The organism is Thaumasiovibrio subtropicus (assembly GCF_019703835.1).
In the GTDB taxonomy this organism is placed as follows: domain Bacteria; phylum Pseudomonadota; class Gammaproteobacteria; order Enterobacterales; family Vibrionaceae; genus Thaumasiovibrio; species Thaumasiovibrio subtropicus.
In genome coordinates this window covers 2,215,931-2,239,586 of the sequence record NZ_AP023054.1, presented here as the reverse complement: position 1 = coordinate 2,239,586, position 23,656 = coordinate 2,215,931, and the positions used below count along the sequence as shown (strand labels likewise).

General features: G+C 46.9%; 19 protein-coding genes. 9 read left to right on the top strand and 10 right to left on the bottom strand.

Going from position 1 to position 23,656, the window contains the following annotated elements; translation table 11 throughout:
• Positions 1 to 45 precede the first annotated feature (45 nt).
• The 4 genes from TSUB_RS09870 to TSUB_RS09855 all read right to left on the bottom strand — a co-directional run bounded on the left by TSUB_RS09870 (position 46) and on the right by TSUB_RS09855 (position 7,823).
• The gene (locus TSUB_RS09870; protein WP_087017279.1) at positions 46 to 1,974 is read right to left on the bottom strand and encodes a response regulator; all 1,929 of its coding nucleotides are present in this window, start codon (positions 1,972 to 1,974) and stop codon (positions 46 to 48) included.
• A gap of 6 nt (positions 1,975 to 1,980) precedes the next feature.
• Entirely contained in the window at positions 1,981 to 4,416 is a 2,436-nt protein-coding gene (locus TSUB_RS09865) for an ATP-binding protein (protein ID WP_087017281.1), read from the bottom strand.
• Positions 4,409 to 5,479, bottom strand: a complete 1,071-nt coding sequence (locus tag TSUB_RS09860) for a cytochrome-c peroxidase (protein ID WP_087017282.1) — start codon at positions 5,477 to 5,479, stop codon at positions 4,409 to 4,411. The genes TSUB_RS09865 and TSUB_RS09860 overlap by 8 nt, the downstream gene beginning before the upstream one ends.
• Before the next feature lie 340 nt (positions 5,480 to 5,819).
• A complete protein-coding gene (locus tag TSUB_RS09855) occupies positions 5,820 to 7,823 on the bottom strand; it encodes a methyl-accepting chemotaxis protein (RefSeq protein WP_087017284.1) in 2,004 nt (667 codons plus the stop codon).
• Between the two features lie 612 nt (positions 7,824 to 8,435).
• On the opposite strand from TSUB_RS09855, the gene hinT reads away from it, so the two are divergent.
• The 8 genes from hinT to TSUB_RS09815 all read left to right on the top strand — a co-directional run bounded on the left by hinT (position 8,436) and on the right by TSUB_RS09815 (position 16,019).
• On the top strand, positions 8,436 to 8,786 hold the full coding sequence (gene hinT / locus TSUB_RS09850) for a purine nucleoside phosphoramidase (protein WP_087017286.1): 351 nt from the start codon (positions 8,436 to 8,438) through the stop codon (positions 8,784 to 8,786).
• Positions 8,787 to 8,958: 172 nt separating this feature from the next.
• Entirely contained in the window at positions 8,959 to 10,353 is a 1,395-nt protein-coding gene (locus TSUB_RS09845) for a COG3014 family protein (RefSeq protein WP_159064798.1), read from the top strand.
• Positions 10,350 to 10,733, top strand: a complete 384-nt coding sequence (locus TSUB_RS09840; RefSeq protein WP_087017289.1) for a YcfL family putative periplasmic lipoprotein — start codon at positions 10,350 to 10,352, stop codon at positions 10,731 to 10,733. The genes TSUB_RS09845 and TSUB_RS09840 overlap by 4 nt, the downstream gene beginning before the upstream one ends.
• 23 nt (positions 10,734 to 10,756) lie before the next feature.
• A complete protein-coding gene (lpoB, locus tag TSUB_RS09835) occupies positions 10,757 to 11,350 on the top strand; it encodes a penicillin-binding protein activator LpoB (RefSeq protein ID WP_087017291.1) in 594 nt (197 codons plus the stop codon).
• Positions 11,351 to 11,826: 476 nt separating this feature from the next.
• A complete protein-coding gene (locus TSUB_RS09830; RefSeq protein ID WP_087017292.1) occupies positions 11,827 to 12,657 on the top strand; it encodes a phosphotransferase in 831 nt (276 codons plus the stop codon).
• 92 nt (positions 12,658 to 12,749) lie between these two features.
• On the top strand, positions 12,750 to 13,640 hold the full coding sequence (locus TSUB_RS09825; RefSeq protein ID WP_087017294.1) for a DUF6279 family lipoprotein: 891 nt from the start codon (positions 12,750 to 12,752) through the stop codon (positions 13,638 to 13,640).
• Between the two features lie 113 nt (positions 13,641 to 13,753).
• A complete protein-coding gene (gene ycfP, locus TSUB_RS09820; RefSeq protein ID WP_087017296.1) occupies positions 13,754 to 14,293 on the top strand; it encodes an alpha/beta hydrolase YcfP in 540 nt (179 codons plus the stop codon).
• A 436-nt stretch (positions 14,294 to 14,729) separates the two neighbouring features.
• Positions 14,730 to 16,019: an NAD(P)/FAD-dependent oxidoreductase gene (locus TSUB_RS09815; RefSeq protein WP_087017298.1), complete on the top strand. Its 1,290-nt coding sequence runs from the start codon at positions 14,730 to 14,732 to the stop codon at positions 16,017 to 16,019.
• Positions 16,020 to 16,098: 79 nt separating this feature from the next.
• Here TSUB_RS09815 and TSUB_RS09810 read toward each other — a convergent pair whose 3' ends face one another.
• The 3 genes from TSUB_RS09810 to TSUB_RS09800 form a co-directional block, all read right to left on the bottom strand.
• Positions 16,099 to 16,509 (bottom strand): nitrous oxide-stimulated promoter family protein, encoded by a 411-nt coding sequence (locus TSUB_RS09810; protein ID WP_087017370.1) that lies wholly within the window; start codon positions 16,507 to 16,509, stop codon positions 16,099 to 16,101.
• A 92-nt stretch (positions 16,510 to 16,601) separates the two neighbouring features.
• Positions 16,602 to 17,144 carry a PadR family transcriptional regulator gene (locus tag TSUB_RS09805; protein ID WP_087017300.1) on the bottom strand — a complete coding sequence of 181 codons (543 nt, stop codon included), beginning with the start codon at positions 17,142 to 17,144 and terminating at the stop codon, positions 16,602 to 16,604.
• Positions 17,144 to 18,325: an alpha/beta hydrolase family protein gene (locus TSUB_RS09800; RefSeq protein ID WP_159064799.1), complete on the bottom strand. Its 1,182-nt coding sequence runs from the start codon at positions 18,323 to 18,325 to the stop codon at positions 17,144 to 17,146. The genes TSUB_RS09805 and TSUB_RS09800 overlap by 1 nt, the downstream gene beginning before the upstream one ends.
• A gap of 119 nt (positions 18,326 to 18,444) precedes the next feature.
• On the opposite strand from TSUB_RS09800, the gene TSUB_RS09795 reads away from it, so the two are divergent.
• On the top strand, positions 18,445 to 18,591 hold the full coding sequence (locus TSUB_RS09795; protein ID WP_159064800.1) for a hypothetical protein: 147 nt from the start codon (positions 18,445 to 18,447) through the stop codon (positions 18,589 to 18,591).
• Between the two features lie 102 nt (positions 18,592 to 18,693).
• Here the strand turns inward: TSUB_RS09795 and TSUB_RS09790 are convergent, their stop codons facing one another.
• The 3 genes from TSUB_RS09790 to mfd form a co-directional block, all read right to left on the bottom strand.
• The gene (locus tag TSUB_RS09790) at positions 18,694 to 19,227 is read right to left on the bottom strand and encodes a GNAT family N-acetyltransferase (RefSeq protein ID WP_087017307.1); all 534 of its coding nucleotides are present in this window, start codon (positions 19,225 to 19,227) and stop codon (positions 18,694 to 18,696) included.
• Between the two features lie 133 nt (positions 19,228 to 19,360).
• On the bottom strand, positions 19,361 to 20,176 hold the full coding sequence (locus TSUB_RS09785; protein ID WP_414718378.1) for a peptidoglycan binding protein CsiV: 816 nt from the start codon (positions 20,174 to 20,176) through the stop codon (positions 19,361 to 19,363).
• 32 nt (positions 20,177 to 20,208) lie between these two features.
• Positions 20,209 to 23,655 (bottom strand): transcription-repair coupling factor, encoded by a 3,447-nt coding sequence (gene mfd / locus TSUB_RS09780; RefSeq protein WP_087017309.1) that lies wholly within the window; start codon positions 23,653 to 23,655, stop codon positions 20,209 to 20,211.
• Position 23,656: the final 1 nt, after the last annotated feature.

Genomic DNA, 23,656 nt, shown 5'->3' with positions numbered 1-23,656 from the left:
AACATGCGCGTGTTCAAGGGCTTTTATATTGTGGTAAAGGAGCCGTTAGGCACAACTCGTCTGGCTTTTCCTGTTTAAGTCGATCAAGACAGCTTGAAGTTTTTGAATGTTAAGAGGTTTTAATAAGACTTCAGTGGCGCCATTGTCAATAAACTCTGATTTCGCATCTGGTGAAGAGTCCGCGGTGCAAGCAATGATATAGGCATCGGGTGAAATCGTGGATTTGATGATCTTAGTGGCTTCAATACCTGTCATTTCAGGCATGTGGTTATCCATTAGAATAGCGTAGTACGCTTGATTTCTCGCTAGTTTGACAGCTTCCTTACCATTTTTGGCGAAGTCGAAATCATCGAAACCGATAGTTTGCAGTAGTTTGGTGAGCACAGTGACGTTAACGCCGTTATCTTCCGCGATCAGTAGTTTTCTGTTCTCTTCGAGAGTCTCGGTTGTACTAGACTGGCTTGTTGCGTGTTGGTTTGTCGGTTCTACTGTTTTACTTACGAGGCTTGACGGCGAGTTTGTGTCTGCGATAAGTGGCAAATGGATGACGATTCGTGACAAACCATCGGTAGGATGCTCAATATCTAAGGTGCCATTTAATGCTGAAATCAATGCGTTGCCAACAGCATAGTCACCCGCAATACCTGTCAAATCACAAGTGCTGCTATGGTCGGAGGCCTTTTTAACGCCTTCAAAAATTTGATAGTTCTTGCCTTTATCCGTGCACTCTATTTCTAGTCTTATCCCTTGTAATGCCCTTTTTCTAAAAGGCTTAGCTTGAATTGAGAGGGTGCCTTGGTCTGTTTCGGTTAACGCGGCGAGTGCGAAGAAATAAATAATGTTTTCGCTGAGTTTTGGGTCACCTTGGTAGTGACGATGTTGTTCGAGCTGCAAGTATTCAGAGAAGTGGATTTTTTTGTACTGGGCAAGCTGCTTAATATCTTGACATAAGGCGGTAATAAGACCGTTTGCGTCAAATGTCTCATGGTTGGTCTGAATGTTTTCAGGACGCAACTGAGAGATCTGGGTGAGTGTGTTTGTAATGGCTTTCGTCGCTTTTGCTGCTTGAGTGATGCTGCGATTGAGCTGCATTAATGTGTCATCGTGACTTTGCTGTTCAGTCTTGCTTGTTAGATGGAGAATATGTTCGACTGGTTTGGTGATCTCTTGTGTTAGTTGCAACAAAAAATCGGAGGTCGCTTTTGCATTCTGGTTCGCTTGCTCTGCTTGAACTTGCAGTGCACGCTGGAGTGACTTTCGCTCAGTAATATCGCGTTCAACAGCTACAAACTTCTCTAGTTTTCCCTCTTTGAAAATGGGGTTTATCGAAAGGTCTATCCAGTAGGGTGTGCCATTTTTATGGTAGTTAAGGATCTCAAGTGAGACGGGCTTTTGTGCACGTATCGCATCGGAGAGTTGTTGAATACTGTGAAGGTCGGTTTCTTTGCCTTGTAGTAACGCGCCCGGTTTCTTATCCACGCTCTCAGCGAGTTCATAGCCTGAAAGCTTGGTGAAACCGTGATTAACCCATGTGATGAGTCCCGTATGGTCCGTGATGACGACGGCATCGTTGGCATACTCCGCCACTTGTCCAAGTGTTGAGCGGAAGGTGGATAATTGCAAGTCTGTTTCAAGTGCGAGTATTCGGCGAGTACGCTCTATGATAAACATTGAAATGATTGCCGTAGACCAAATAGCCAATATCGCTAAGGTACGATTGGCGACCACTTTCCATATCTCGCCGCCTTGGGGGGAGAGAAAATAGCCCGTTAAGGTGAGTAGGGTACAGATGGTGGCCCAAATGAGCGGGGTGGATTGCTGCTTAGAGTTGAGCGCAATCAGAATCACCATGATGTAAGGTACACCAGCAGCCACACCGAGCGGAATGTTGAGGTCAATGAAAAGAATCATTGCTGCGATAGCCGCAAGGAAAGAATGTAACCCAATCATTTTGAGATGTTGTGGTTGATTCATCGCTCTCTATCCTGTTTCTCTTTGCTTGTTGAGTTTTTCAATGACTCGTGCGGCTTGGTGGCCATTAATTAGCATGCGATTGACCAGTTTTTGCAGCTCTTCCACCTCAGGGAGCTGCCCATTACGGGCCTTTTCTTCCACCGCCTCTGCTAAGTTCACCATTTGGACCATATTGAACTCCAACGCAGTGCCTTTGATAGCATGGAGGACTTTATGAAGTTCTTGCGTATCGGAAGCGGCAAAGGCATGAAAGAGCAGCTCAGTTTTGTCGTTGATTTCAGACTCTAGAGTAATCAGCAGTTCCACTTTTTCATCTTCACTTAAGGCCATCTCACACAGTAAGCTGCTCTTGGATATTTCTTCTTCTGTCATCGGCAATTTGTCAATGGGGTAACGGACAAGAGGAATGACATTCACAGCTTCTGATGGTACCGGTGAAGAATGCGAGAAGATGTTAGTGTGGAACTGTTCGAGCACTTTTTCTAGGCTGGCTTTCTGCAAAGGTTTAGTCAGGACAAAGTTTGCGCCAGCGTCGATGAACTCATCATGTGCTTCTTTGAAAACGTCTGCGGTATAGCCAAAAATGACGGTATTGAGTTTCAACTCATTTCGAATGCGTTTTATCGTCTCTACGCCACCAAGGTTTGGCATATGATTGTCGATGATGACTAAGTTGAAATGGGTCGACTTGAGTATTTCAAGCGCCTCAAGACCATCTTTCGCGATCATGGCATGATGACCGCAAGAGTTGAGAAAACGTTGGGCAACGACAGCATTGACCGGATTATCTTCGACTAGCAATATCTCCATCTCAATACCAGAGTCCGCTGCTTCACGGCTTGATTGCGATGCGTTGTCTGAATCTGTTTCGGTGGTATTGGCTTTATGGTCAGGTGCGATTGGATTGGTAGAGGAGGCCAGTACTTCAACCTCTTCGCACTCAGGCACTTCTATTGGGGGGGTATGTTCAGATTGTGTGTGCGGCAGAGGTAGAGTCAGGGTAAACTTGGAACCAATGCCTAGCTGGCTGAACACTGAAATTTCGCCCTTCATGAGATCGGTCATTCGTTTGACGATAGAAAGCCCAAGTCCAGTTCCGCCATAATTTCGTGTCGTAGAGAGCTCAGCTTGCTCGAAAGGCGTAAAGATTTCATCGAGCTTTTCGCGAGCGATACCGATTCCTGTGTCGGTGACTGTCATTATAACGGTTTGCTCATTCGCACTGTGCAGCGCGATAGTCACTTCGACCTTACCTTCGCTGGTAAACTTTATCGCATTCCCCGTCAAGTTAAACAGAATTTGTCGTATGCGCCCCACATCGCCCATGAACTCGGCGTTAACAGGGGTTTGGTCCTCGACGATAAGATCGATCTCTTTGTTCATTGCTAATGGAAGTAAGGACTGTTGCAGGGGCAAAGTAATCTCTTTCATCTCAAAAAGGCGTCGTTCTAAGACCATCTTGCCCTGCTCGACTTTGGAGAAATCTAAGATGTCGTTAAGCAGGGTAACCAGGTGTTGACCTGAGTTGATAATCATTTTGGCGTTGTCACGGGTCGCTTGTTCCTTCGTACTTTCTAGCACGATTTCAGCAATTCCAAGTACACCATTCATTGGCGTTCGCAACTCATGGCTCATGGTTGCGAGAAAGATGGATTTAGCTTGGTTTGCTCGTTCGGTTTTATCTATGGCCTCTTGATAAGCGGCATTGTTCCGGTTGAGCTCTTTAACACGCAAAATGTACGTCACAAGGACTAACGTTGAAGTGATAAAAATGAGGGCGCCAAGCATTTGGATAATGATGTTGCGAGTATTAGTGATGAGTAAGGTTAACGCGTCATCAGTGCGTTCAATGAAGTCGATGTTTTCACGTAGCAGTAGGGTGGTAAAGAGGTGTTGTTTTTGTGTTTCGACTTCGCGAAATGTGTCGAGGGTAACGCGGAGCTCTTGGTTGTTTAGGTGTTGCTCAAGTAACGCAAGGTTATTTGTGATGACGCTCCTCAATACGAGGTCTTGATTGGGGCTGTCACTACTCAGCTGCTGAGATAGGGAAGTCAGGAGTGATTCTCTGAGTATTAACACACCAATGACGTGATCGAGTGCATCGGTAACGCGTGTGAGTGATTCAGAGAAGTCAACGAGAACGGTATAGGTTTCCAGTTGATATAGACCAAGATGGTCACGTTGCGTGTATTGGTCCACCATGCCCTGTGATTCACGTTCTATGTTCACCAACACTTGGGTGAGATAATAGGGATCACTTTGTGTGCCAAGCGCATGTTGGGTCATTGTATCCCGAATGGCAATGATGTTGTGACTCAATTCGGCGGCGACCATACGGTAGTCGCTCAGTCGCTTGTATTCGAAATAGAGAACAGCAATGCCACCAAGGAGTGTGCACAACAACAGGGCTGAGGCAATAAATAAGACTTTGACTCTACTCATTTTCAAATTCCTGCAAAATCGCGGGGTGTTGTCCAGAAAGTGATTCCAAAAACGCTTTTAGATCGGCGACATGTGTGTCGTCGAAGGTTTTACCAAGCTGGCTTTCTGCCATGATCTTGATGGCATCTTCTAGGGTTTGAGTCTGTCCATCATGGAAGTAAGGTGCTGTGTCGCTGACGTTTCTCAAGCTGGCAACACGAAAGAGGTACATGTCTTCCGCCTTAGACGTAGAGAGGTGTCTACCTGTATCACTCGAGCGATCAGCCCCTTTTGTTGCTTCGCCAAAGACGCCAAATCGCATCACCATACCGCCGCCAATATTGATACCCCGGTGGCACCGAATGCACCCTTCCTGTTGAAATAGCTCCCAACCTCGACGTTGCTGCTCAGTGAGCGCGGTATTGTCTCCCAGCAAAAACTGATCAAAAGGCGAGTTTGGCGTAGTTAGCGCAGACATAAACTCGACCAAAGCTAATTTGATGTTCTCAGTGTTTATTGACAAATTTGCTTGATTGAAGAGCGTTTCGTAGTGTTGAGACGACGCGACATAGTCACTGACGTGTTGCCAATTGGAGTCCATTTCTACGACGTTGTGTATAGGACCATCAAGCTGAGCTTCAAGGCTGTTAACGCGGCCATCCCAAAAAAAGCGGTAATTGTAAGCAGTATTGAACACAGTTAACGAGTTTCTGATGCCGCGGCCTCCGACACCAACAGAGACTGGAATCGTTTCAGCGCCATTGGATTTTAAGCTGTGGCAAGACTCACAGCTTACCTGGTGATTAGAGGAAAGGTTGGGATCACGAAAAAGATGCCAACCTACTCGCGCAACGGGTTTGTTGACGTTAATAGACGTTGGTATTGGGGTGATAGGCTGTTGACTTGTGTTTGGTGCTTCACGTCGATCTGTCTTCGGCTGAGAAGTCGAGGGGAGACTTTCTGTTGCAGACGCGGCATCGGCACGATGTTGCTGTCGTGTTTCAACGATCGCGTCAAATACCAGTACGCCGATAGACACTAATGCGATTGATACACCTGTGATGACCCAGGTTCGATTACCCATTGTATTTGCCCAGCCAGAAGGTTTCTCTTTATATACATGATATAAACCTAGTTTCTTATTCTTTGGGCGTAAAGCATATCGCTATTTGAAATACTTTAAAGGCATTGTTGTTGTCGTGTGTGTCCGCTTTTTGTGAAACAGATGCAGTAAACACGTGGTGAGATAAGTAGGGGCTGGAGAGCGATGCATCACAACACGCGCTGAGCTCGATACGCTGGTTGGCTTGTTAAACTGGCATCATGAGGCCCGTTTAAAAAAAGCCCCAACGTGAGTTGGGGCGGAAGAAATTTATCAGTGAGTCGACCTGTTGTTAGACGCCCCTTTATAAGACGTCCTATTGTCAGACGACAAAGCGACTAACGATATCGTTTTGCTTATGCGCTAACTCATCGAGGTTTTCGCTCGCAGCGGCAACTTGCTCCATGGCTTGGTAGTTGGTTTCTGCGATATGGCTAATACTCTCTAATGCTTGCGCAATTTCTGAACTGGTGTTGCTTTGCTCGTTTGACGCTTGGGAAATTTGGCTGCTCATTTCACTGATTTCGAGAATCAATGAAAGGACTTCCTCCATTGAGCTGTTGGCATCGGAAGCTTGGCTGCTGCTTGTCGCCATTTCAGAAACACAGCTTTCCATTAAGTTAACGGCTTGCGCCGAGCCATTTTGTAGCGTCTGAATTAAGCCCTCAATCTCTTCCGTGGAGTCGGTTGTTTTTGAGGCAAGCACACGGACTTCATCAGCAACGACGGCAAAACCACGCCCTTGCTCACCCGCGCGTGCGGCCTCGATTGCGGCATTTAACGCAAGTAGGTTTGTCTGATCTGCAATGTTGCGGATAACATCCAAGATTGCGCCAATGTTATGGCTCATCTTCTGTAGCTCGCCAACCGCATGCACCGATTCATCGATACGGGTTGACAGTTGCTGTGTGGTGGAAATGGAGCGGCTCATGATAGCGCGTCCTTCGCCGGCGGCTTTTTCTACCGACTTCACTTTTTCCATTGTGTGTTCTGCGCTGTTAGAGACATCCTTCACAGAGTGGTCCATTTCTGTCATCGCGGCGGCAACGCTGGCGGTACGTTCGCCTTGATCTTTCAGTTGCTGCTTCGCTTTGGCTGTCACGGCTTGGTTGTCTTCGGCAACGTGCGTAAGTCCGTCAGATGTTTTGCCAAGATCTCGTAAGATTTCTTGCAGGGTTGTGGCTAAGGTATTGATATGGCCGCTGAGTTGTTCAAACTCCCGGAAACTCGCTTTGGTGAAGCGTTGTGTCATATCTCCCTGGGTTAACTTCTCGAGTGTGCGCAACATGGCGTGCAGTGGCGCACGAATACGCGTTGAAATATACCAGCCGACGGTGGCACAAATGGTCACGGCAAGTAAACCTAGCAGCAAGGCACGCTGTTGGCTTTGGCTATAGGTTGTATCAGCAACTTGGATAGCATCGGCCATCACTTGGTCTGCTTGCGTGACAAAGGTGTTTAAGATAGCCATCGCGGCGTCAATTTCTTGCGCTAGGGTAAGGATATTGTCGTAAAGCTCTTGCTCTGCGATCAGATAATTGTAGTGCTGTTCCAAGATACCTTGTGGTTGGCCGATATCCAGTGTGTATTGATCGACTGACGCTTGAAAGGTCTCACCGATTTCACTGTCCTGACGCACTATGCCATTGAAGGCGTAATTTAATTGAGTGACGCTTTTCTTATTGTCGCGCAGCGCTGTACCAACAATAGAAGGATCGTTACTCGCCAATGCATCGGATGTCGTTTCTTCGGTTTGCTCGAGTTTGACAAAGTAGCTTTTCGATATCATTTGGACAGCAATATTGTCGCTATCATTGATATAGCTCTGCATCTTATTACTCAACTCGCCATAAAGGACTTGGAAACGACGGATAGCGGTTGAGCGTTCGCGTTCGGCGACGAGTTTCGTTTGGTAATTCGCCATTGCGGTGTGGGCGTGCTCGAAGTAGCGTTTTTCGAGGGCTTGCAAGGCGGCGAGCTGCTCGGCGAGAGCGGGGATCTCCCCGGCGCTTAGGTTCAGAGCGTCACTGGCTTCTTTGAATGCTTGGTGGGCTTCTGTGAATTGCTTATCGTAATCGCTCATGCGCGCTGGGTCGCGGGTTGTCAGGAAATCTTTGAAGATCTTGTCTGCGGTGAGAAGACGTACACTTGTCTGATTTGCCTGAGAAAATAGCGGCAAGGCTTCTGTGGTTACTGTCCCTAGTTGATTGTGTATTTGGTTTGACCCTCGTTGCATTACTAGTATGGTGACCGCAAAAAGCGCGACCAATAATGCAAACCCAACGTTCATCCGAACGATAATCGAGGCTTGTCGACGTTTTCTCATATTTCTCTCCCTTAAATATCAAACGCTTTGCAGCAAAAGTGACCAAAAAAGATAATTTACGCCAGAGTATGTCCTGCTGGTATATTATTATGTGTCACAAATTATCTGGTCTAGTTCAACACTAGCACTGTCAGTTAGGCGTGGTAAGCACCATTTTCCCGTTTGTGACGTGGTTAGCCTTTTGGTCATTTAATCCATCTTATTACGTGATGGGAATTAACTTATTTATCATTAATGGTTATTTCGTCCTGGTTACTAATTGGTCTTGTGCCTTCAAGTCACGTTATCGGCGAATGCCTGAAAAACTGTAGCTTGCAGATGATTTTTTATGCAGTTTAGTGGCAATTAACGTCCCGAAAATTGCGTTGCTCAACGACGGTATACTGATAACGTTTCAGTTACATGTAAAAATGAGAAATGGAAGCGGTGCCACATGTGCTTGTGTTTTGATTTTCAGGGATTTTTGGTCGAGTAGCATCACGTGGGAATGCAAGTGATGGTGTGTAAGTTTTTGTAGTACGCGTTTGATACAAGATCTTTGGAAACGCTATTGCTCTGATATTGTCTGTAACGCATAATCGATTGAAACAGACAGACTCATTGGAGCGAGAAATGGCTGAAGAAACCATCTTTAGTAAAATTATTAGAAAAGAAATCCCCGCAGACGTCGTTTATCAGGACGATCTTGTGACGGCTTTTCGTGACATTAACCCAAGGGCACCAAGCCATATTCTCATTGTGCCGAATGTGCTCATCCCTACGATTAATGACGTAACAGAAGCAGATGAAGCCGCGTTAGGTCGAATGGTAACAGTGGCGAAAAAGCTCGCGGCTGAAGAAGGTATTGCTGACGACGGATACCGTCTCATCATGAACTGCAACACCCACGGTGGACAAGAGGTCTATCATATTCACATGCATTTGGTGGGCGGTAAACCACTCGGCCCAATGTTGTTAGGCTAGCCTTGTCTTTACGACCCAAAGAGTGCCAATTACAGCGATCGTGGTATTGATATTAAAGTAGTGCTTGTTTCTGGCGTATTCATCGCTGAGTACTATTTTCCTTCGTTCGCTCTTCATCAGGCGACTTTGGGTCGATGATTTCGACATTCTCTCATTGACGAGTGGGACCTAAATGAAAAAGGTTGTATTAGGGATATTTACAGTATTGCTCTCAGGGTGTGCTGGCCTGAGTGTACAAAACATGTTCGGTCACTATTCAGAGAGCAATGCTGCCGCTTATCATTATGTGAAATCCGGAGATTATTCGCAGGCCCAGGCGGCACTAAGTGACGCTGGGGGGGCGTTTCTTTATGGTGCTGAATCTGGTCGGGTTGCGTTTTTGCAACAAGACTACGCGGCTAGCATGGCTGCATTGAAGGCTGCTGATGCGTATTGGACGGAAGAACAACGTCAAGCTCAGATTCGAATTTCAGAAGGCATTGAGCAAGCGACATCACTTTTTTTGAATGATAATGTGATTAGCTATGAGCCTTCGCCATATGAAGTTGGCTTTTTACATCTTTATCTTGGATTGAACTACCTACAGGCTAAGGATCTTGACGGTGCATTGGTTGAAATGCGTCGCGCGAACCGGGTGCAAGAGTCGGTGATTGACTTTCGCAAACAGCAGGCAGAAATTGCCCAGCGTGAGGCGAAGCAGCAACAGATGTCTGACAATGTCAGTGAAGTGCTGAAGCGTTATCCGGATAAGAGTAATGCGCTAGGTGCGAGACAGAATGCGTATTTGTTCTTTTTGTCTGCACTGTTGTATGAAGCGGATGGCGATTTAAATAGTGCATTTGTTGATATTCAGCGAGCGCTGAATGTTGTGCCCGATAACAAGGCGGTGGTTGATACCGCAATGCGGATTGCGAAACGGGCAGGGCGACGTACTGAGCTTAAAGCGTTACAACGTCAGTATGGCCAGTACAAAGTGCCGAGTAGAGATACCGGGACGTTGATCATTATAGACGAGCAGCAAGTCGTTAGTGCCAAGCAGATGTGGCGCTTGCCCTTAGTGCTATGGGACAATAACTACCAGCAAGCTATCTATAATTTGTCATTACCGTACTATTCTAAACAAAGATTTACACCTTATCGTCCTATCAAGGTAGATAATAGTGATTTGGACGCTGATTTGGTTACCGACACAAATTTGATGGCGAGCCAAGCGTTGAGTGACGATATGTTCGCTATTGTGACGCGGCAAGCATTACGTATTGTTGCCAAAGACCAGTTGCGACAAAGTGCTGTGAATAGCTCAGAAGATGAGTACAAAGAGTTGAGCAATGCGGTATTTAACATTTTTAATATGTTAACGGATCAAGCCGATACGCGTAGCTGGCAAACTTTGCCTGCGAGCGTTTATCTTTCGACTGCGCAGTATGAACTAAATGAAGTGACGCTATCTAGTCGTGGTAATCAGTGGACCGTGCCAATTCAACCGGGACGAATAACGCTGTTTTGGGTATCTCGACAAGGTAATCAAGCGACTGGATGGCATGTATTACTAGGAGCAAACCGATGAAATGGATCATGGCGGCATTGATGGCCGTAGCATTAGTGGGCTGTAGTCAAACTTCGACTGGCCTGAGTATTAGTAGCGAAAACCAGAGCGTCGTGATTGATGACTTTGATTTGGGCAAACGTATTGAAGTAGAGCGGGCAGCACAAGGTGATGTGAATGGCCTCATTCAAGCTCGTGTACCGATTAAAAGCGTTACTGACAAAACCTTGAAACTTCAATACCGATTCTATTGGTATGATGGGCAAGGCCTAGAATTATCTGGCAGTGACTCGCCTTGGTTACAAGCGATCTTGTATGGTAAAGATCGTGTGACGCTGCAAGGTATGGCAAATGATGCGAGAGCAACACAGTATCGTGTGTTGATTCGCGAAGCTGAATAATTGATTTTCAAATGGATAAAACTATGAAAAGAAACGCGATCGTCGCGGTAGGGCTTGCCGCGCTGCTACTCGGTGGCTGTGCGCAACGTGTGAGTTATGGTGATGCACAAGCAGTAGAAACCACCACGATTGATTTCGGCTCAACCGATCTGCAAAAAATTGCTGTTGAGATGACGAATAGTATGCTCTCTTCTGGCTCGGTGGCCGCGATTACACGTGATAGCCGACCTATCGTTTTTGTAGAGAGTATTAAGAATAAAACCGCTGAGCACATTGATACGGAGTCCATTACGGATTCAATCAGCACCAACCTGCTTAACTCTGGCAAGTTCCGTTTTGTGGATATGGATCGTGTAGAGGCGGTACGTGATCAGCTCGATTTCCAAAACAATGACGAGTTAGTGAACCCGAATACGGCGATTCAGTTTGGTCGCATGGTAGGGGCGCAGTACATGCTCTACGGTAATCTGTCGAGTATTGTTAAAGCTTCCGGTAAAAACACGGATGTTTACTACAAGATGACAATGCGCTTGATGGACCTAGAGACGGGCTTGATTGAATGGGCTGATGAAACTGAGATCCGTAAGCAAGAGTCACGTTCATTACTTGGACTTTAATTGCCTTGTCTATACTCAAGCCACCTCAATATGCAGGATTCAGAAGCAGACTAGCGATTCGAGTTCAAGGCAAAGGGGTGCAGGAATGGTTTCCCCTTTCGAGCGCCTTTAACGCAGAAATCGGGGCGCTAGTTGCTTCCCAAAGGGCGAGTTTTCTAGGCTAGCCACCTTTGTTACTGCTTTTTGATTTAGTCCACTAGACCTTCAAAGCAGTGCCTCGGTGGCAAACCTAGAAATTCTCGCTGAACAAGCATCTTGAGGTGGCTTGAGTATAAGAGCTGATACTGGCTCGTGCCAAGTCGATGCTTGACGCAGTTGGTCTAGCAAGATTGGTTAATCGCAAAGCTGTAGCTATTAAGATAGCTACAGCTTTTCTTTTATGTTTGTTCAGTGACCCGGTCGAAGGCACGGTAGTGGTGATCGAGTAAGCTCAATCAGAAAACGTTAGTTCTATTGCGTATATTTAGTGAGATGGCATGGAAAAGTTAAAACAGGTGTCTGCAGAATGGATGACACCCAATGCCTTAAAAGGGAAAGTGATTACTCACGCATCGCCCTTGTCTGGCGGGCTCTCGAATCCTTGTTGGTTGTTGGAAGTGAATGGGCAATATGCAGTATGGCGACCCGACACAAGGCTACTACCAAAGTTGGGTCTCTGCCGTCTAGATGAAGCTCAGGTACTGGATAGCTTGAGTGCAAAGCCATGGGCACCTAAGGTGCTGCTAGGCTGTAAAGAGGGGGTACTGCTTCATTATGTTTCAGGCGGGCAATATCAGGGCAGTTTATCGAGTGCGATGGCTTTGCTGAGTGAGATTCACAGACAACCTGCACCAAAGCATGCTTTGTATCCACCTTCTCGAGCTGAACATTATTGGCGTTGTATAGAGCAACCTAGTGTCGAACTTAAGTTGCTACGGAGACACTTTCAGTCGTTGGCGGTACCGGAGCCAATGGCGCATGTGCTGTGTCATTTTGATTTTGGTCTTCACAACCTCATCAATGGCAAGCAGGGGCTGGTCGTTATTGATTGGGAATTTTCTGCGGCTGGGTGCCCGGCACTGGATATCGCCATGACAGCGATCATGTCCGATCAAACCTTGAGTGCTGTAATTGAGAGCTATGTACAGCATACTTCTTGGTCTAAAGCGGAGCTAACAGAGAAAGTGATGGCATGGCTGCCTTGGTGTCAATATCTCGCCGTACTTTGGTATCGCCTAGCGGGTGAGCATTGGCAGTCTGATGAGTTACTAAATGCTGGCAGAGCACTAGAGTGTGCATTAATTCACGACTTTGAGATAGGAAAGTAGGCGCGACCATCATCCTGTCATCAATATTGGATATATGAGTATACTCAAATCTTGAGGTGGCTTGAGGTTATATTGCCGGTTTGGAGGGAACGATGCCTAAGACGATTCACCGCTGTTTCGATCAACTGTTCATGTCAATCTCATTGCGTTTCATCAGCTTGGTTTTCATGGTGCTGATGGTGAGTGGCTGCACCCTGAAAATGACTTACAACGTCCTCGATTGGTTAATACCTTATTATGCGTATGACTACATCGACCTCGATTCGCAGCAAGAAAAGCGGTTTGAGCAAGGTGTTGTGTTGGTGTTGGCCCAGCACCGTAAAGTGGGCTTAGATGAGATTATTAACGAGGTCACGCTGCTAAAAGAGGAGGCTGTGTCGCCGTTAGGCTACGGGCAAATCTCCAAGTTTCATCGTCGATTTACTGCACTCGGCCAACGTCAAGCTGCGATGTTTACACCAATTGTCGTGGACACGCTGCAGAGCATGTCGACCGAGCAAATTGCAGCAATGAATGATGCGATTAAAGAGAAGTTGGACGATGTTGTCGAAGAACGTGCTGACCTGGATGACAACCAAAAGTTGGTGAAGCGGGTGAAACGCTTGAATAAGATAGCCAAGCGCTGGGTGGGTAATTTAGATAGCGCTCAAAAAGCCATGTTGGAAGAGATGGCGGGTTATCAGTTAGAGCTCGAGCCGATCTTGATAGAGAATCAAGATGCACTGTTTTCCGAGTGGTTAACGCTTACGTCAAGTCGAGCAGATGAAGGATTTGAGCAAATCGTAGCATCCTACCTCAATCGCTTTATGGCTTTAGAATACGAACCAAAACAGTCTGAGATTAATCGCTACTTGGCAAGACGATTTGAGTTGTTGTGGCGCTTGAACCAGAGCTTGACGGATAAACAGCGCTCTCATTTTCAGCAAGAATTGACCGAGATAATTGATACATTGACAGATCTTCGTGGTGAGAATGAAAGTTAACCATCTGTTACGTCGCGTGTCTCAATTAAATGATTTGTGAACAAATTTGCGCTGTTATGTGCAGGGAATCATGCTAGATTGATGGCAAGAAAGACCTTAAACAGGGAAGGGCTATGATTATTTATCTGCATGGGTTTGACTCTACAAGCCCCGGAAATCATGAGAAAGTACTGCAGTTGCAGTTTATCGATGAGGATGTAAGGTTCGTCAACTACAGCACCTTGCACCCCAAGCACGATATGCAGCACTTGTTAAAAGAAGTACAAAAATTAATCAATGAGAGCAATGATAAATCCCCAATCATTTGTGGTGTCGGTTTAGGGGGCTATTGGTCGGAGCGCATTGGTTTTTTATGCGGGATTAAGCAAGCGATTTTTAACCCTAACCTTCGTCCTGAAGTCAACATGGAAGGGCGAATTGACCGTCCGGAGGAGTATGCAGATATTGCGACAAAATGCGTGACTGAATTTCGTGAAAAAAACCGTGGCAATTGCTTGGTGTTTTTGTCGACGAAAGATGAAATCCATGACAACCAGTTGACGGCTGACGCACTGTCAGATTACTACGAAATTGTGTGGGATGAAGAGCAGACGCATAAGTTTAAGAAGATATCTCAGCACCTCCAACGAGTAAAAGCATTCAAAAAAAGTTGAGTGTTTGTTTCTTCCGCTCGTCAGGGGAGATGGCGGCTAAATTGCGCGTCAACCCCTGACGCAATCGATTCAATCGGTTGTATACCAAGTTGTCATTTCCTCTATACCTTTCTTAAAATCTAGAGAAAAATTGCATATTTTTTGATAAATTACTTTTCAGTTCAACATTTCTGATACATAATCCCCTCATAACGGTGCAGTTTTTGATGTGCATCAAAGAACGCGTGCAATAAGAAGAGACTACGAACTAGAAACACGCCGCGTTTGTTTAGATTATTGGTGTAATCTGCTGTTAAGAGCCTGTGATTGGCGTTTCTACCGATAACTAACATAATTTAGAACGTTTTACCCTCACCCAAAAGAATTCTGTCGCTCGATGCCACAGCGTCGAGCATTACAAAAAATTTTTAAAATTAAGAAGCTTTGAGAGGGAATTATGACCAAAATCGTGATCGTCGGTGGTGGTGCTGGTGGACTAGAGCTAGCAACTAAGTTTGGCCGTAAGTTCGGTAAAAAAGGTAAAGCAGAGGTGACACTGGTAGACCGCAAAGCGAGTCACTTGTGGAAGCCACTATTACACGAAGTCGCAACAGGCGCGCTGGATGCTGGTGTTGATGCACTGAGTTATCGTGCGCATGCCAAAAACCACGGTTTTGAGTTTCAACTCGGCAGTTTGCAAGACATCGACCGCGAGTCAAAGTCGATCACCTTATCACCAATGCAGGATGATAATGGTGAGCAAATCATGCCAGAGCGTATCCTGAGCTACGACATCCTCGTCATGGCAATTGGCTCAACCTCCAACGACTTTAATACTGAAGGTGTTAAAGACCATTGTATCTTCCTTGATAGCCCGGAGCAGGCGCACCGTTTCCGTAATGAAATGAACAATCAGTTCTTGAAGCTACATACCAGTATGGAGCAGAAGACGGTTGATATCGCGATTGTTGGCGCAGGTGCGACGGGAGTAGAACTGTCAGCAGAACTTCACAATGCGGTGAAAGAGTTGAAGAACTATGGGTTTAAAGACCTCGATAGTGCAAAGTTGAATGTTAACCTCGTTGAAGCCGGTGAGCGTATTCTGCCTGCATTACCGCCACGAATCTCCTCTGCAGCGCATCATGAGTTGACCAAGCTTGGTGTGAAAGTACGCACAGGTACTATGGTCGTGAAAGCGGATAAAGAAGGCTTAACAACCAAAGAGGGTGAGTTGATCCCGGCACAAATCATGGTGTGGGCCGCAGGTATCAAAGCGCCAGACTTTATAAAAGATATCGCCGGTCTCGAGACGAACCGCATCAACCAGTTGGTGGTGAAATCGACACTGCAAACCACCCGTGATGACGATATTTATGTGATTGGTGATTTGGCCTCTTGTACACAAGAGGATGGCAGTTTTGTCCCGCCTCGTGCACAAGCGGCACACCAGATGGCGTCGCATGCCTACAAGAACATTGTTGCTCAGCTTAATGGGCAAACCCTCAAACCTTATGTGTACAGCGACCATGGTTCTTTAGTCTCACTAAGTAACTTCTCAACAGTCGGTAGCTTGATGGGCAACCTGACCAAAGGGTCAATGATGGTAGAAGGCCGTATCGCTCGTGTGGTCTACATTTCGCTCTACCGTATGCACCAAATTGCCTTGCATGGCTTCTTTAAAACCAGTTTGATGATGTTGGTTGGACGAATCAATCGTGCATTGCGTCCAAATCTAAAGCTTCACTAACTTAGTTTGATCTACTCAAGATACACGATTCAATCGTGAAAGGTCTGCTTCGGCAGACCTTTTTTGTCTGGCTTATCAGCTAATCTTGTTGTTGTAATCTGATGTAGCGATTGGAACGATGCTTAGGCGGTTTGGCAGGTACCTCTTTTCTACGCTCATGGATCAGGTGACGAATTGCGAGTAAGGGGTGATGGAGTAGCATTCTTGGTCCAGAAAAGCGCATGATGGCTTTCATCATGGCTTTTTCCTTCTGCTTATAGCAGTGGATCGGACAGCGATTACACGTTGGTTTGCTTTCCCCATAGGGGCAGCGGTCTAGTCGGACATTGGCATAGTGCTTTAGCGACTCACACTCGGTACAGGTTGTTGATGTGCGATGATGGGCTCGGCAATAGATATCGATCATGGCCGTCACGGTTTTGAATTCTTTGCCTAACCCATTGTGAAGTGGGATGAAGTCGTCGGTCACGGTGTGTTTTCCTTGCTGCATTATACTGACCTTTTCCCCTATCATAGGCCAGCACCTTCGTGAACGTGCTTGATCAATAGCAAGTAAGACTGTTTTTTCTAAAGGGCTGTTTGCTAGCTCAGTCCCGCTTGTCGGTACTCGTCAAGTAAGTCTACATACCACTGTTTAGCAAACTTGAGTGAGTCTAAGCCGTACTTAAGCGTCGCCATTTCAAAAAAGTACACCTTTTGATAGTCAGGCTCTACCTCAATGGTTTTTACATAGTCATAGAGGGTTGAGAGGGTCTCAATCCACTGGTCCGCCTCATTAATATAACGTTGAATAAAAGGCGCGACGTCGCCTTCGATCTGGCCAAAAAAGTAGAGACGAAGTAAGCCTTCGTCTTTCACTTTCATGTTAGCAACAGGCTCTGTTATCCACGCTTGAAACGCATCGCTGCCCGCTTGTGTCCTAGAGTAAATTTTCTTCACTCGTTCGCCTTGCAGGCGTTCTTCTACGTTTATTAGACCACCGTTTTCGAGCTTTTTTAGGGCTGGGTGAAGGCTACCAGTGCTTGCACTGAAAAACAGTGACGTGCTCTCCTCCATGATTTTTTTAAGGTCATAAAGGCTTTGCCCTTGAAAAGCCAGTAGGCCAAGAATGACTTTATCAAGCATTAGTTTGTCTGGCTGATTTTCATCAGTGCTCCTTGAGGGGGCCACGCATGTTGTTGGCGAAGTTGTTGGTTAAAGAAAGCGACAATCCCTTGATTAATTTGATTGCCGAGTTCGTTGCCGTCACCGTTACCCGTAAGCCCCATGTATTTAACATAAGGGTTATAGGTTAAATCGCTAAAGTTGTTGTGACCAGCCCCTTCGAACGTCACAGAGCATTTAGTCACACTTGCTTCCTCCCACAAGGCGTCATTGAGCCAAGGGAATGCCGCGTAAGTGATCTCAGTTTGATCGCCATAGAAAAAGCAGAGCGGCTTATCGATCGTCTGCTGCGGAGAAAAGTTAATCTGTGGGCCATCCAAGTTCAGCCCTGCCTTAATTTGTGATTGAGAAAGTGCAAGGTTTACGGCGACGGCGCCACCAAATGAATGCCCTAAGGTACCAATATTCTCGAGGTCCAAATGGCCGCGCAATGGGCCGGGGATGCCACCTGTCTCAATGGCCGCTAAGCTATCGAGCAATAGCAAGTTGTTGGCAATCCAATGCGGATAACGCGTTAGCCCAGGGGCCATTAGCGGTGATGATTTGTAATCTGTCATGCTTTGATGCCACTTCTGGCGGTCAGTTTGCGCTGCCATAGTTCTCGATACGCTGTGAAGCTGATTAATCAAGTCTGCGTTTATCGCGGGTAGCTTCGCAGCTTCACTGTGCGGGAAAAACTCGCCCGCGGCATTGCGAATAATCAAGCTGTCACCCGGATGACCAATGGCCATGACAATGAAACCCTCACTGGCGAGTTGCTCAAACATGGACATATAGAGGCGTGGGTACGTGGCGTAGCCGTGATTAAAGATGATCACGGGATGTTTACCATTCATCACTTCCGCATCGAGATGAGAGTATGAGTGGAGCATTTCACCCATAAGTGCTTCCGGGAGGTTTTGTTGCTCGGCAAGCGCTTTACCAACCCAGCTTGGTCGGTAAGCAAACACTTTTTCGGGATCATACTGGCTGACTGGATACCAAGTGCTGACCTGTATCCAACGTTCTTCGTTCTGTAGTTCAAATTGTGTCACCCCAACCGTTGCCTTCCCACTCGGTGCTGGTGGCGTCGGCTCAGGAAGTAGGAATAGTATGCTGACAATTGCAAACATCACAGCGGCTATCGAGATCTTAAGTTTCATATGTTTACCTATGTATCGTTTAGATATATCTATTAGATACATTAATGCGAAAAAGATCAAGGGGAAGATCGTTTTTTGTACAGCGTGACGAGCCTAAAACTTGGCTGCTAGATAGAGAGATGAGGGAGATCACAATTGAAGAGAGTAACAACAACCAAGGCGATAGAATCTTTATCGATAGCTCAGGTTCGCCTAGCAATAATGCTCTGCTTTGGTATGCGCTATCACTTCATCCTGAGCGTCTTGCGCAGATGAATGAACAGTGATTAAAAGCGATTGAAGAACAAAAGGCGCAATCGTGGTTTGAAAAGGGAAAGTGATTACTCGAAGGGGAGTCGCAGAGTTTATAAGCTCGGTGAGGAAGGGGTTTACGGCGTCAGCGAGTATACCCAAGCATCAACAGGGCGGCGTTTGAAGTAGAGGCGGTTCTTTGCTAAGCACTCTTGTTCTGCATGGACGGAATGAGCAACTTTAATACTGGCGCAGTTTTCTGGATGAATAATTAACTCTAATCGGGTTAATCCGAGCTGTTCAAAGGCAAAGGCTTTAATCGCTTCGACCGCTTCCGTGGCAAAACCTTGCCCATTATGGTCTTGATGAATCCAGTAGCCGAGGTTGGCTTGATTGAAAAAGGTGTTGATACAATCAATGGTGACGGCACCCACCAAGCTATCATCGTGACGTAGAAAGAGGCCCAGTTCATAGCTGTTGCCGATGATCCAGTGTTGTTGGCTGAGTTTAACCCACTGCAAAGCGGTATCGGTATCAAATGGGGACTGGCACCACTCTAGCCATGGAGACAAGGTCTCAAGTGAGGCGTTAACGGCATCTTTGAACGGGTAGAGGTCACAGTCCTTCAATGGACGAATATGTAAACGTGAGCTGTTCAAATGCCATTTCATAAACTCATACCTTTGCTGGAAAAATTACCTGTGAAGGGTCATTGCTTTCAGATTAGCAAATTCAGTGCCACATACCTAAAAAAACAACAAAGCCCTCAGTAAGAGGGCTTTGAAAGTAGATGATCACCGTTTATTAACCGACGCGGCGTACTTGAATAATCATTCCCATTAATGGATGGTCAAGATAATGGGTTTCACCACTGCGCATCCGACGGCGTTGGTCCATACGATAAGTCTTCAAGTAGTCTTGGATTTCCACTTGACGCTCAACACGCTGCAGGTGGTTCAATCCGCTCGCGGCGTCGTCTAGAGAGACGAGAGACGGGTCGAGGTCTATGCCTTCTGCGTTGTTAGGCGTTGCAATAGGACTGTCAGTACCGATTTGACTGCCTACGACGATCTCTTTTCGACTCGGGATACGTAAATCTAACTGTGTCTCTATAAACAGATAGTGCTGCACATAAACCTGAATCTTGCCTTCTAACTGTGGTAGAGAGGGGTCGTTAAAATCTGCTGTATCGATGGTGATGAAAGATCCACCAGACTCACCCAAGTTAGGATTCGCCGCACGCGATAGCCCGTTATCATAGTATTGAGTACTGAAGTCTTGCCCTTGTTGCACGTGCAAAACAGGTGCTGTGCGTTTTCCACGGTCTCCTTGGCGCCACACCATATGGGCAAGTGGGGTAAAGCCAGCATGGCTTTCCAGCGCTTCATATTGGCGTCGGAGATATTTAGACCCACTCCCTAACTGACCCGCACCGTGGGAGGACATCGCGGTACGATCGTTAATATCAATCGCATTTTGGTACTGAATGACAGGCAGTTCTTCAGGCCACATTTCGCTAGTGGCTTCGGGTTGAATATTCCGCTTAAAGAGAATGACTTCGATGTCGAACTGACGGGCCATCGCTGACGTACTTGCTAGCATGCCGATGACCAGTATCATTTTTTTGAACATAGATTGACGCACACAGTCCCCTATTGTTGTTTGTTAGCAGCAAACTCTTTCAAGTGTTCATCAATACACTTCAATCGTTTATCTGCTTCCTTTAAATCCGTTACAATTTTCACCCGATTAGGGCCATCCATTCGATAGCGCTGTGGTGCTTTCTGTAACAAGCCTACCAGATAAAGCGGATTGACGGTTGAATTTTCGCTGAACTCAATCGCGGCTCCGCGCTCGCTTGCTTCTATTTTGCTGATCCCCATTGTCTCAGCCTGAAGCTTCAGTTTGTTAATATCGAGCAAATTTTTCGTCGCGCTTGGCAGCAAGCCAAAGCGGTCGATCAGCTCAACACGTAACTCTGTTAATTCACTCTCATCTTTTGCACTCGCAATGCGTTTGTAGAGCGATAAACGTGTGTTGACATCCGGAATGTAATCATCCGGTAATAGTGCAGGAATTCGCATTTCAACTTCACTCTGCTGCTTAAGCAGATCATCGAGTGAGGGTTCTTTGCCTTCCCGCAAGGCTTCGACAGCTTGCTCCAACATCTCCATGTAAAGCGTGAAGCCTACCGATTGTATCTGACCACTCTGTTCATCGCCAAGTAGTTCACCCGCGCCTCGAATCTCCAAGTCATGGGTCGCAAGGGTAAAGCCCGCCCCTAAGTCTTCAAGCGAAGCGATAGCCTCTAGACGCTTTTGAGCATCTTTGGTCATGCGTTTCGGGTGAGGAGTCAGCAGATAAGCATAGGCTTGGTGATGTGAACGACCAACACGGCCACGTAATTGGTGTAGCTGGGCTAACCCAAGGTGATCAGCGCGATCCATGATAATGGTGTTTGCCGTCGGTACATCGATGCCGGTCTCAATGATAGTGGTACACACCAAGACATTGAACCGTTGATGATAAAAATCCGACATTATGCGTTCCAGTTCACGTTCTCGCATTTGGCCATGGGCTGTGGTGATACGTGCTTCTGGTACCAGCTCAGCGAGATCTTCCGCTGTTTTATCTATGGTTTCTACGTTATTGTGCAGGAAGTATACCTGCCCACCACGGGCAATTTCGCGCAATATGGCTTCGCGAATGAGGGCGGGTTCGCTCTGGCGTACGAAGGTTTTAATCGCCATACGCCGTGCTGGTGGTGTTGCGATGATGGAGAGGTCTCGCATCCCACTCATCGCCATGTTTAATGTTCGTGGTATGGGGGTTGCCGTTAGCGTGAGGATATCGACATCTGCACGCATCGCTTTTACTTTCTCTTTTTGACGCACACCGAAACGGTGCTCTTCATCGACGATAAGCAGGCCAAGATCTTTAAACTTAAGTTCGCCATTAAGTAGTTTATGCGTGCCAATCAGAATGTCGACTTTGCCTTCCTTTGTGTCTTCAAGAATCGCTTTCTGCTCTTTAGCCGTTTTAAATCGGGAAAGTACTTCGACCCGAATTGGCATGTTGGCAAAACGGTCGCGGAAGTTTTCGAAGTGCTGTTGGGCTAAGAGGGTTGTTGGTACTAATACGGCAACTTGCTTGCTGTTTTCGACAGCGACGAAAGCGGCGCGCATCGCGACCTCGGTTTTACCGAAGCCAACGTCACCACAGACGAGGCGATCCATGGCCTTTTTCTGGCACATGTCTGATAGCACCGCGTTGATCGCCATGGCTTGGTCGTGGGTTTCCTCAAACGGGAAACCGGTCATGAACTCGGCATAGGCTTCGCGGTTGAGCATGAACTTATGGCCGGGTTTCAGTTCACGTTTTGCATACACATCAAGTAACTCGGCAGCGACATCGCGGACCTTTTCAGCGGCCTTTTTGCGGGCTTTTTGCCAAGTCTCTCCGCCCAGTTTGTGTAATGGCGCACCATCCTCAGCGCCACCAGAATAGCGGCTTATCATGTGCAGTGAAGAGACTGGGACGTAGAGTTTACTGCCACCTTGGTATTCAAGGGTCACAAACTCGCTTGTCATGCCGCCAGCTTCTAGCGTTTGGAGACCAATATAGCGGCCGATACCATGATCAAGGTGGACAACAGGCTGACCAGGCTGTAACTCCGCTAGGTTACGGATAATGGTGTCGCTATTGACGACTTTTTTGTCTTCTCGGCGTCGACGTTGTACCACCCGCTGACCGAGTATGTTGCCTTCGCAGATTAAAGCGATGTCGGTTTCGTTATCAATGAAACCTTGTTCACTGTGACTGATAATCAGCGTGTGCTTATGTGGCGAGGCAATCGCGTCATCAAGGGTCTCGCACACCATAGGACGTAGCTTTATGCGAGTCAGGAGATCGAGTAGGGCTTCTCGACGGCCTTGCGACTCGACAGAAAAAATGACTTTGCCAGTATGTTGCTCAACAAACTGACGCAACGCTGCCATGGGCTCCTTGAGCTTTTGATTAACCGTTAACTCAGGTAGGGCGGTCAGAGAGAGATTAGCTTGTCCCGCCTTGTTCTCGTCAATAAGTTCACTGACAAACTGCACTTGCGGCAGGGTTTTAAAGCCAGCAAACATCTCATCGACTTTTAGCCAAAGCTCGTTAGGTTCTAGCAGTGGACGTAGCGGGTCGACACGACGCTGATCATAGCGATAGTCGGCATCGGCCAAAAAGGTCTCAGCCGCTTTCGCGACGTCATCGAGAGTGAGCAGTAACGTGTTGTCTGGCAGGTAGTCGAACAAGGTTTCTGTCTGATCAAAGAACAGGGGTTGCCAGTATTCAATACCCGGTGGCCAGGTTTTATTGCTGACTTGCTGATAAATTGATTCGGCTTCTCTGCGAGCTTCAAAACGTTCACGCCAGCGAATACGAAACTGCTCGATGGCGAGGTCATCGGTTGGAAATTCATGTGCAGGCAGCAGCGCAATGCTGTCAATTTCACCTGTCGAGCGTTGATTTTCTGGGTCAAAGTGGCGAATGGTATCAACCTCATCATCGAAGAAATCAATGCGGTAAGGCTGATTGCTACCCATAGGGAAGAGGTCTAATAGCGAACCCCGATTAGCGTATTCCCCGTGTTCCATGACTTGGTCAACATGGCGATAGCCTGACTTTTCGAGTTGCAAGCGCAGTTTTTCAAGCGACAGACGATCGCCGTTTTTCACCAATAATGCATGTTGATGAATAAATTCGCTGGGAGTGAGGCGCTGCAGCAGCGTATTTACCGGGACTAAAGTAATGCTGTCTTTAAGCGTTGGCAGACGATAAAGGTGCGCGAGACGATCGGAAATGATGTCTTGGTGCGGCGAAAAGCTGTCGTAAGGCAAGGTTTCCCAATCTGGAAACACATGCACAAGGCCGGGCAAGAATGTTTCGAGTTCTGTCTGTAAGCGGTTGGCGGTTTGCGTGTCTTTAACAACAAAAAGGCAGTGGCCTTGATGCTGCTTGTACGCCGAGGTTATCGCAATAGCGAGAGCAGCGTGAGATGCCTGACCAAGTGTACGTTTGTCGGCAGCTTTAACAGGAATTGGGAAAGAAAACATA

Bases quoted from the DNA above. Each gene is read 5' to 3' on its own strand.
- TSUB_RS09870 (WP_087017279.1), bottom strand. From the start codon at position 1,974: ATGAATCAACCACAACATCTCAAAATGATTGGGTTACATTCTTTCCTT.
- TSUB_RS09865 (WP_087017281.1), bottom strand. From the start codon at position 4,416: ATGAGTAGAGTCAAAGTCTTATTTATTGCCTCAGCCCTGTTGTTGTGC.
- TSUB_RS09860 (WP_087017282.1), bottom strand. From the start codon at position 5,479: ATGGGTAATCGAACCTGGGTCATCACAGGTGTATCAATCGCATTAGTG.
- TSUB_RS09855 (WP_087017284.1), bottom strand. From the start codon at position 7,823: ATGAGAAAACGTCGACAAGCCTCGATTATCGTTCGGATGAACGTTGGG.
- hinT (WP_087017286.1), top strand. From the start codon at position 8,436: ATGGCTGAAGAAACCATCTTTAGTAAAATTATTAGAAAAGAAATCCCC.
- TSUB_RS09845 (WP_159064798.1), top strand. From the start codon at position 8,959: ATGAAAAAGGTTGTATTAGGGATATTTACAGTATTGCTCTCAGGGTGT.
- TSUB_RS09840 (WP_087017289.1), top strand. From the start codon at position 10,350: ATGAAATGGATCATGGCGGCATTGATGGCCGTAGCATTAGTGGGCTGT.
- lpoB (WP_087017291.1), top strand. From the start codon at position 10,757: ATGAAAAGAAACGCGATCGTCGCGGTAGGGCTTGCCGCGCTGCTACTC.
- TSUB_RS09830 (WP_087017292.1), top strand. From the start codon at position 11,827: ATGGAAAAGTTAAAACAGGTGTCTGCAGAATGGATGACACCCAATGCC.
- TSUB_RS09825 (WP_087017294.1), top strand. From the start codon at position 12,750: ATGCCTAAGACGATTCACCGCTGTTTCGATCAACTGTTCATGTCAATC.
- ycfP (WP_087017296.1), top strand. From the start codon at position 13,754: ATGATTATTTATCTGCATGGGTTTGACTCTACAAGCCCCGGAAATCAT.
- TSUB_RS09815 (WP_087017298.1), top strand. From the start codon at position 14,730: ATGACCAAAATCGTGATCGTCGGTGGTGGTGCTGGTGGACTAGAGCTA.
- TSUB_RS09810 (WP_087017370.1), bottom strand. From the start codon at position 16,509: ATGCAGCAAGGAAAACACACCGTGACCGACGACTTCATCCCACTTCAC.
- TSUB_RS09805 (WP_087017300.1), bottom strand. From the start codon at position 17,144: ATGCTTGATAAAGTCATTCTTGGCCTACTGGCTTTTCAAGGGCAAAGC.
- TSUB_RS09800 (WP_159064799.1), bottom strand. From the start codon at position 18,325: ATGAAACTTAAGATCTCGATAGCCGCTGTGATGTTTGCAATTGTCAGC.
- TSUB_RS09795 (WP_159064800.1), top strand. From the start codon at position 18,445: ATGAGGGAGATCACAATTGAAGAGAGTAACAACAACCAAGGCGATAGA.
- TSUB_RS09790 (WP_087017307.1), bottom strand. From the start codon at position 19,227: ATGAAATGGCATTTGAACAGCTCACGTTTACATATTCGTCCATTGAAG.
- TSUB_RS09785 (WP_414718378.1), bottom strand. From the start codon at position 20,176: ATGATACTGGTCATCGGCATGCTAGCAAGTACGTCAGCGATGGCCCGT.
- mfd (WP_087017309.1), bottom strand. From the start codon at position 23,655: ATGTTTTCTTTCCCAATTCCTGTTAAAGCTGCCGACAAACGTACACTT.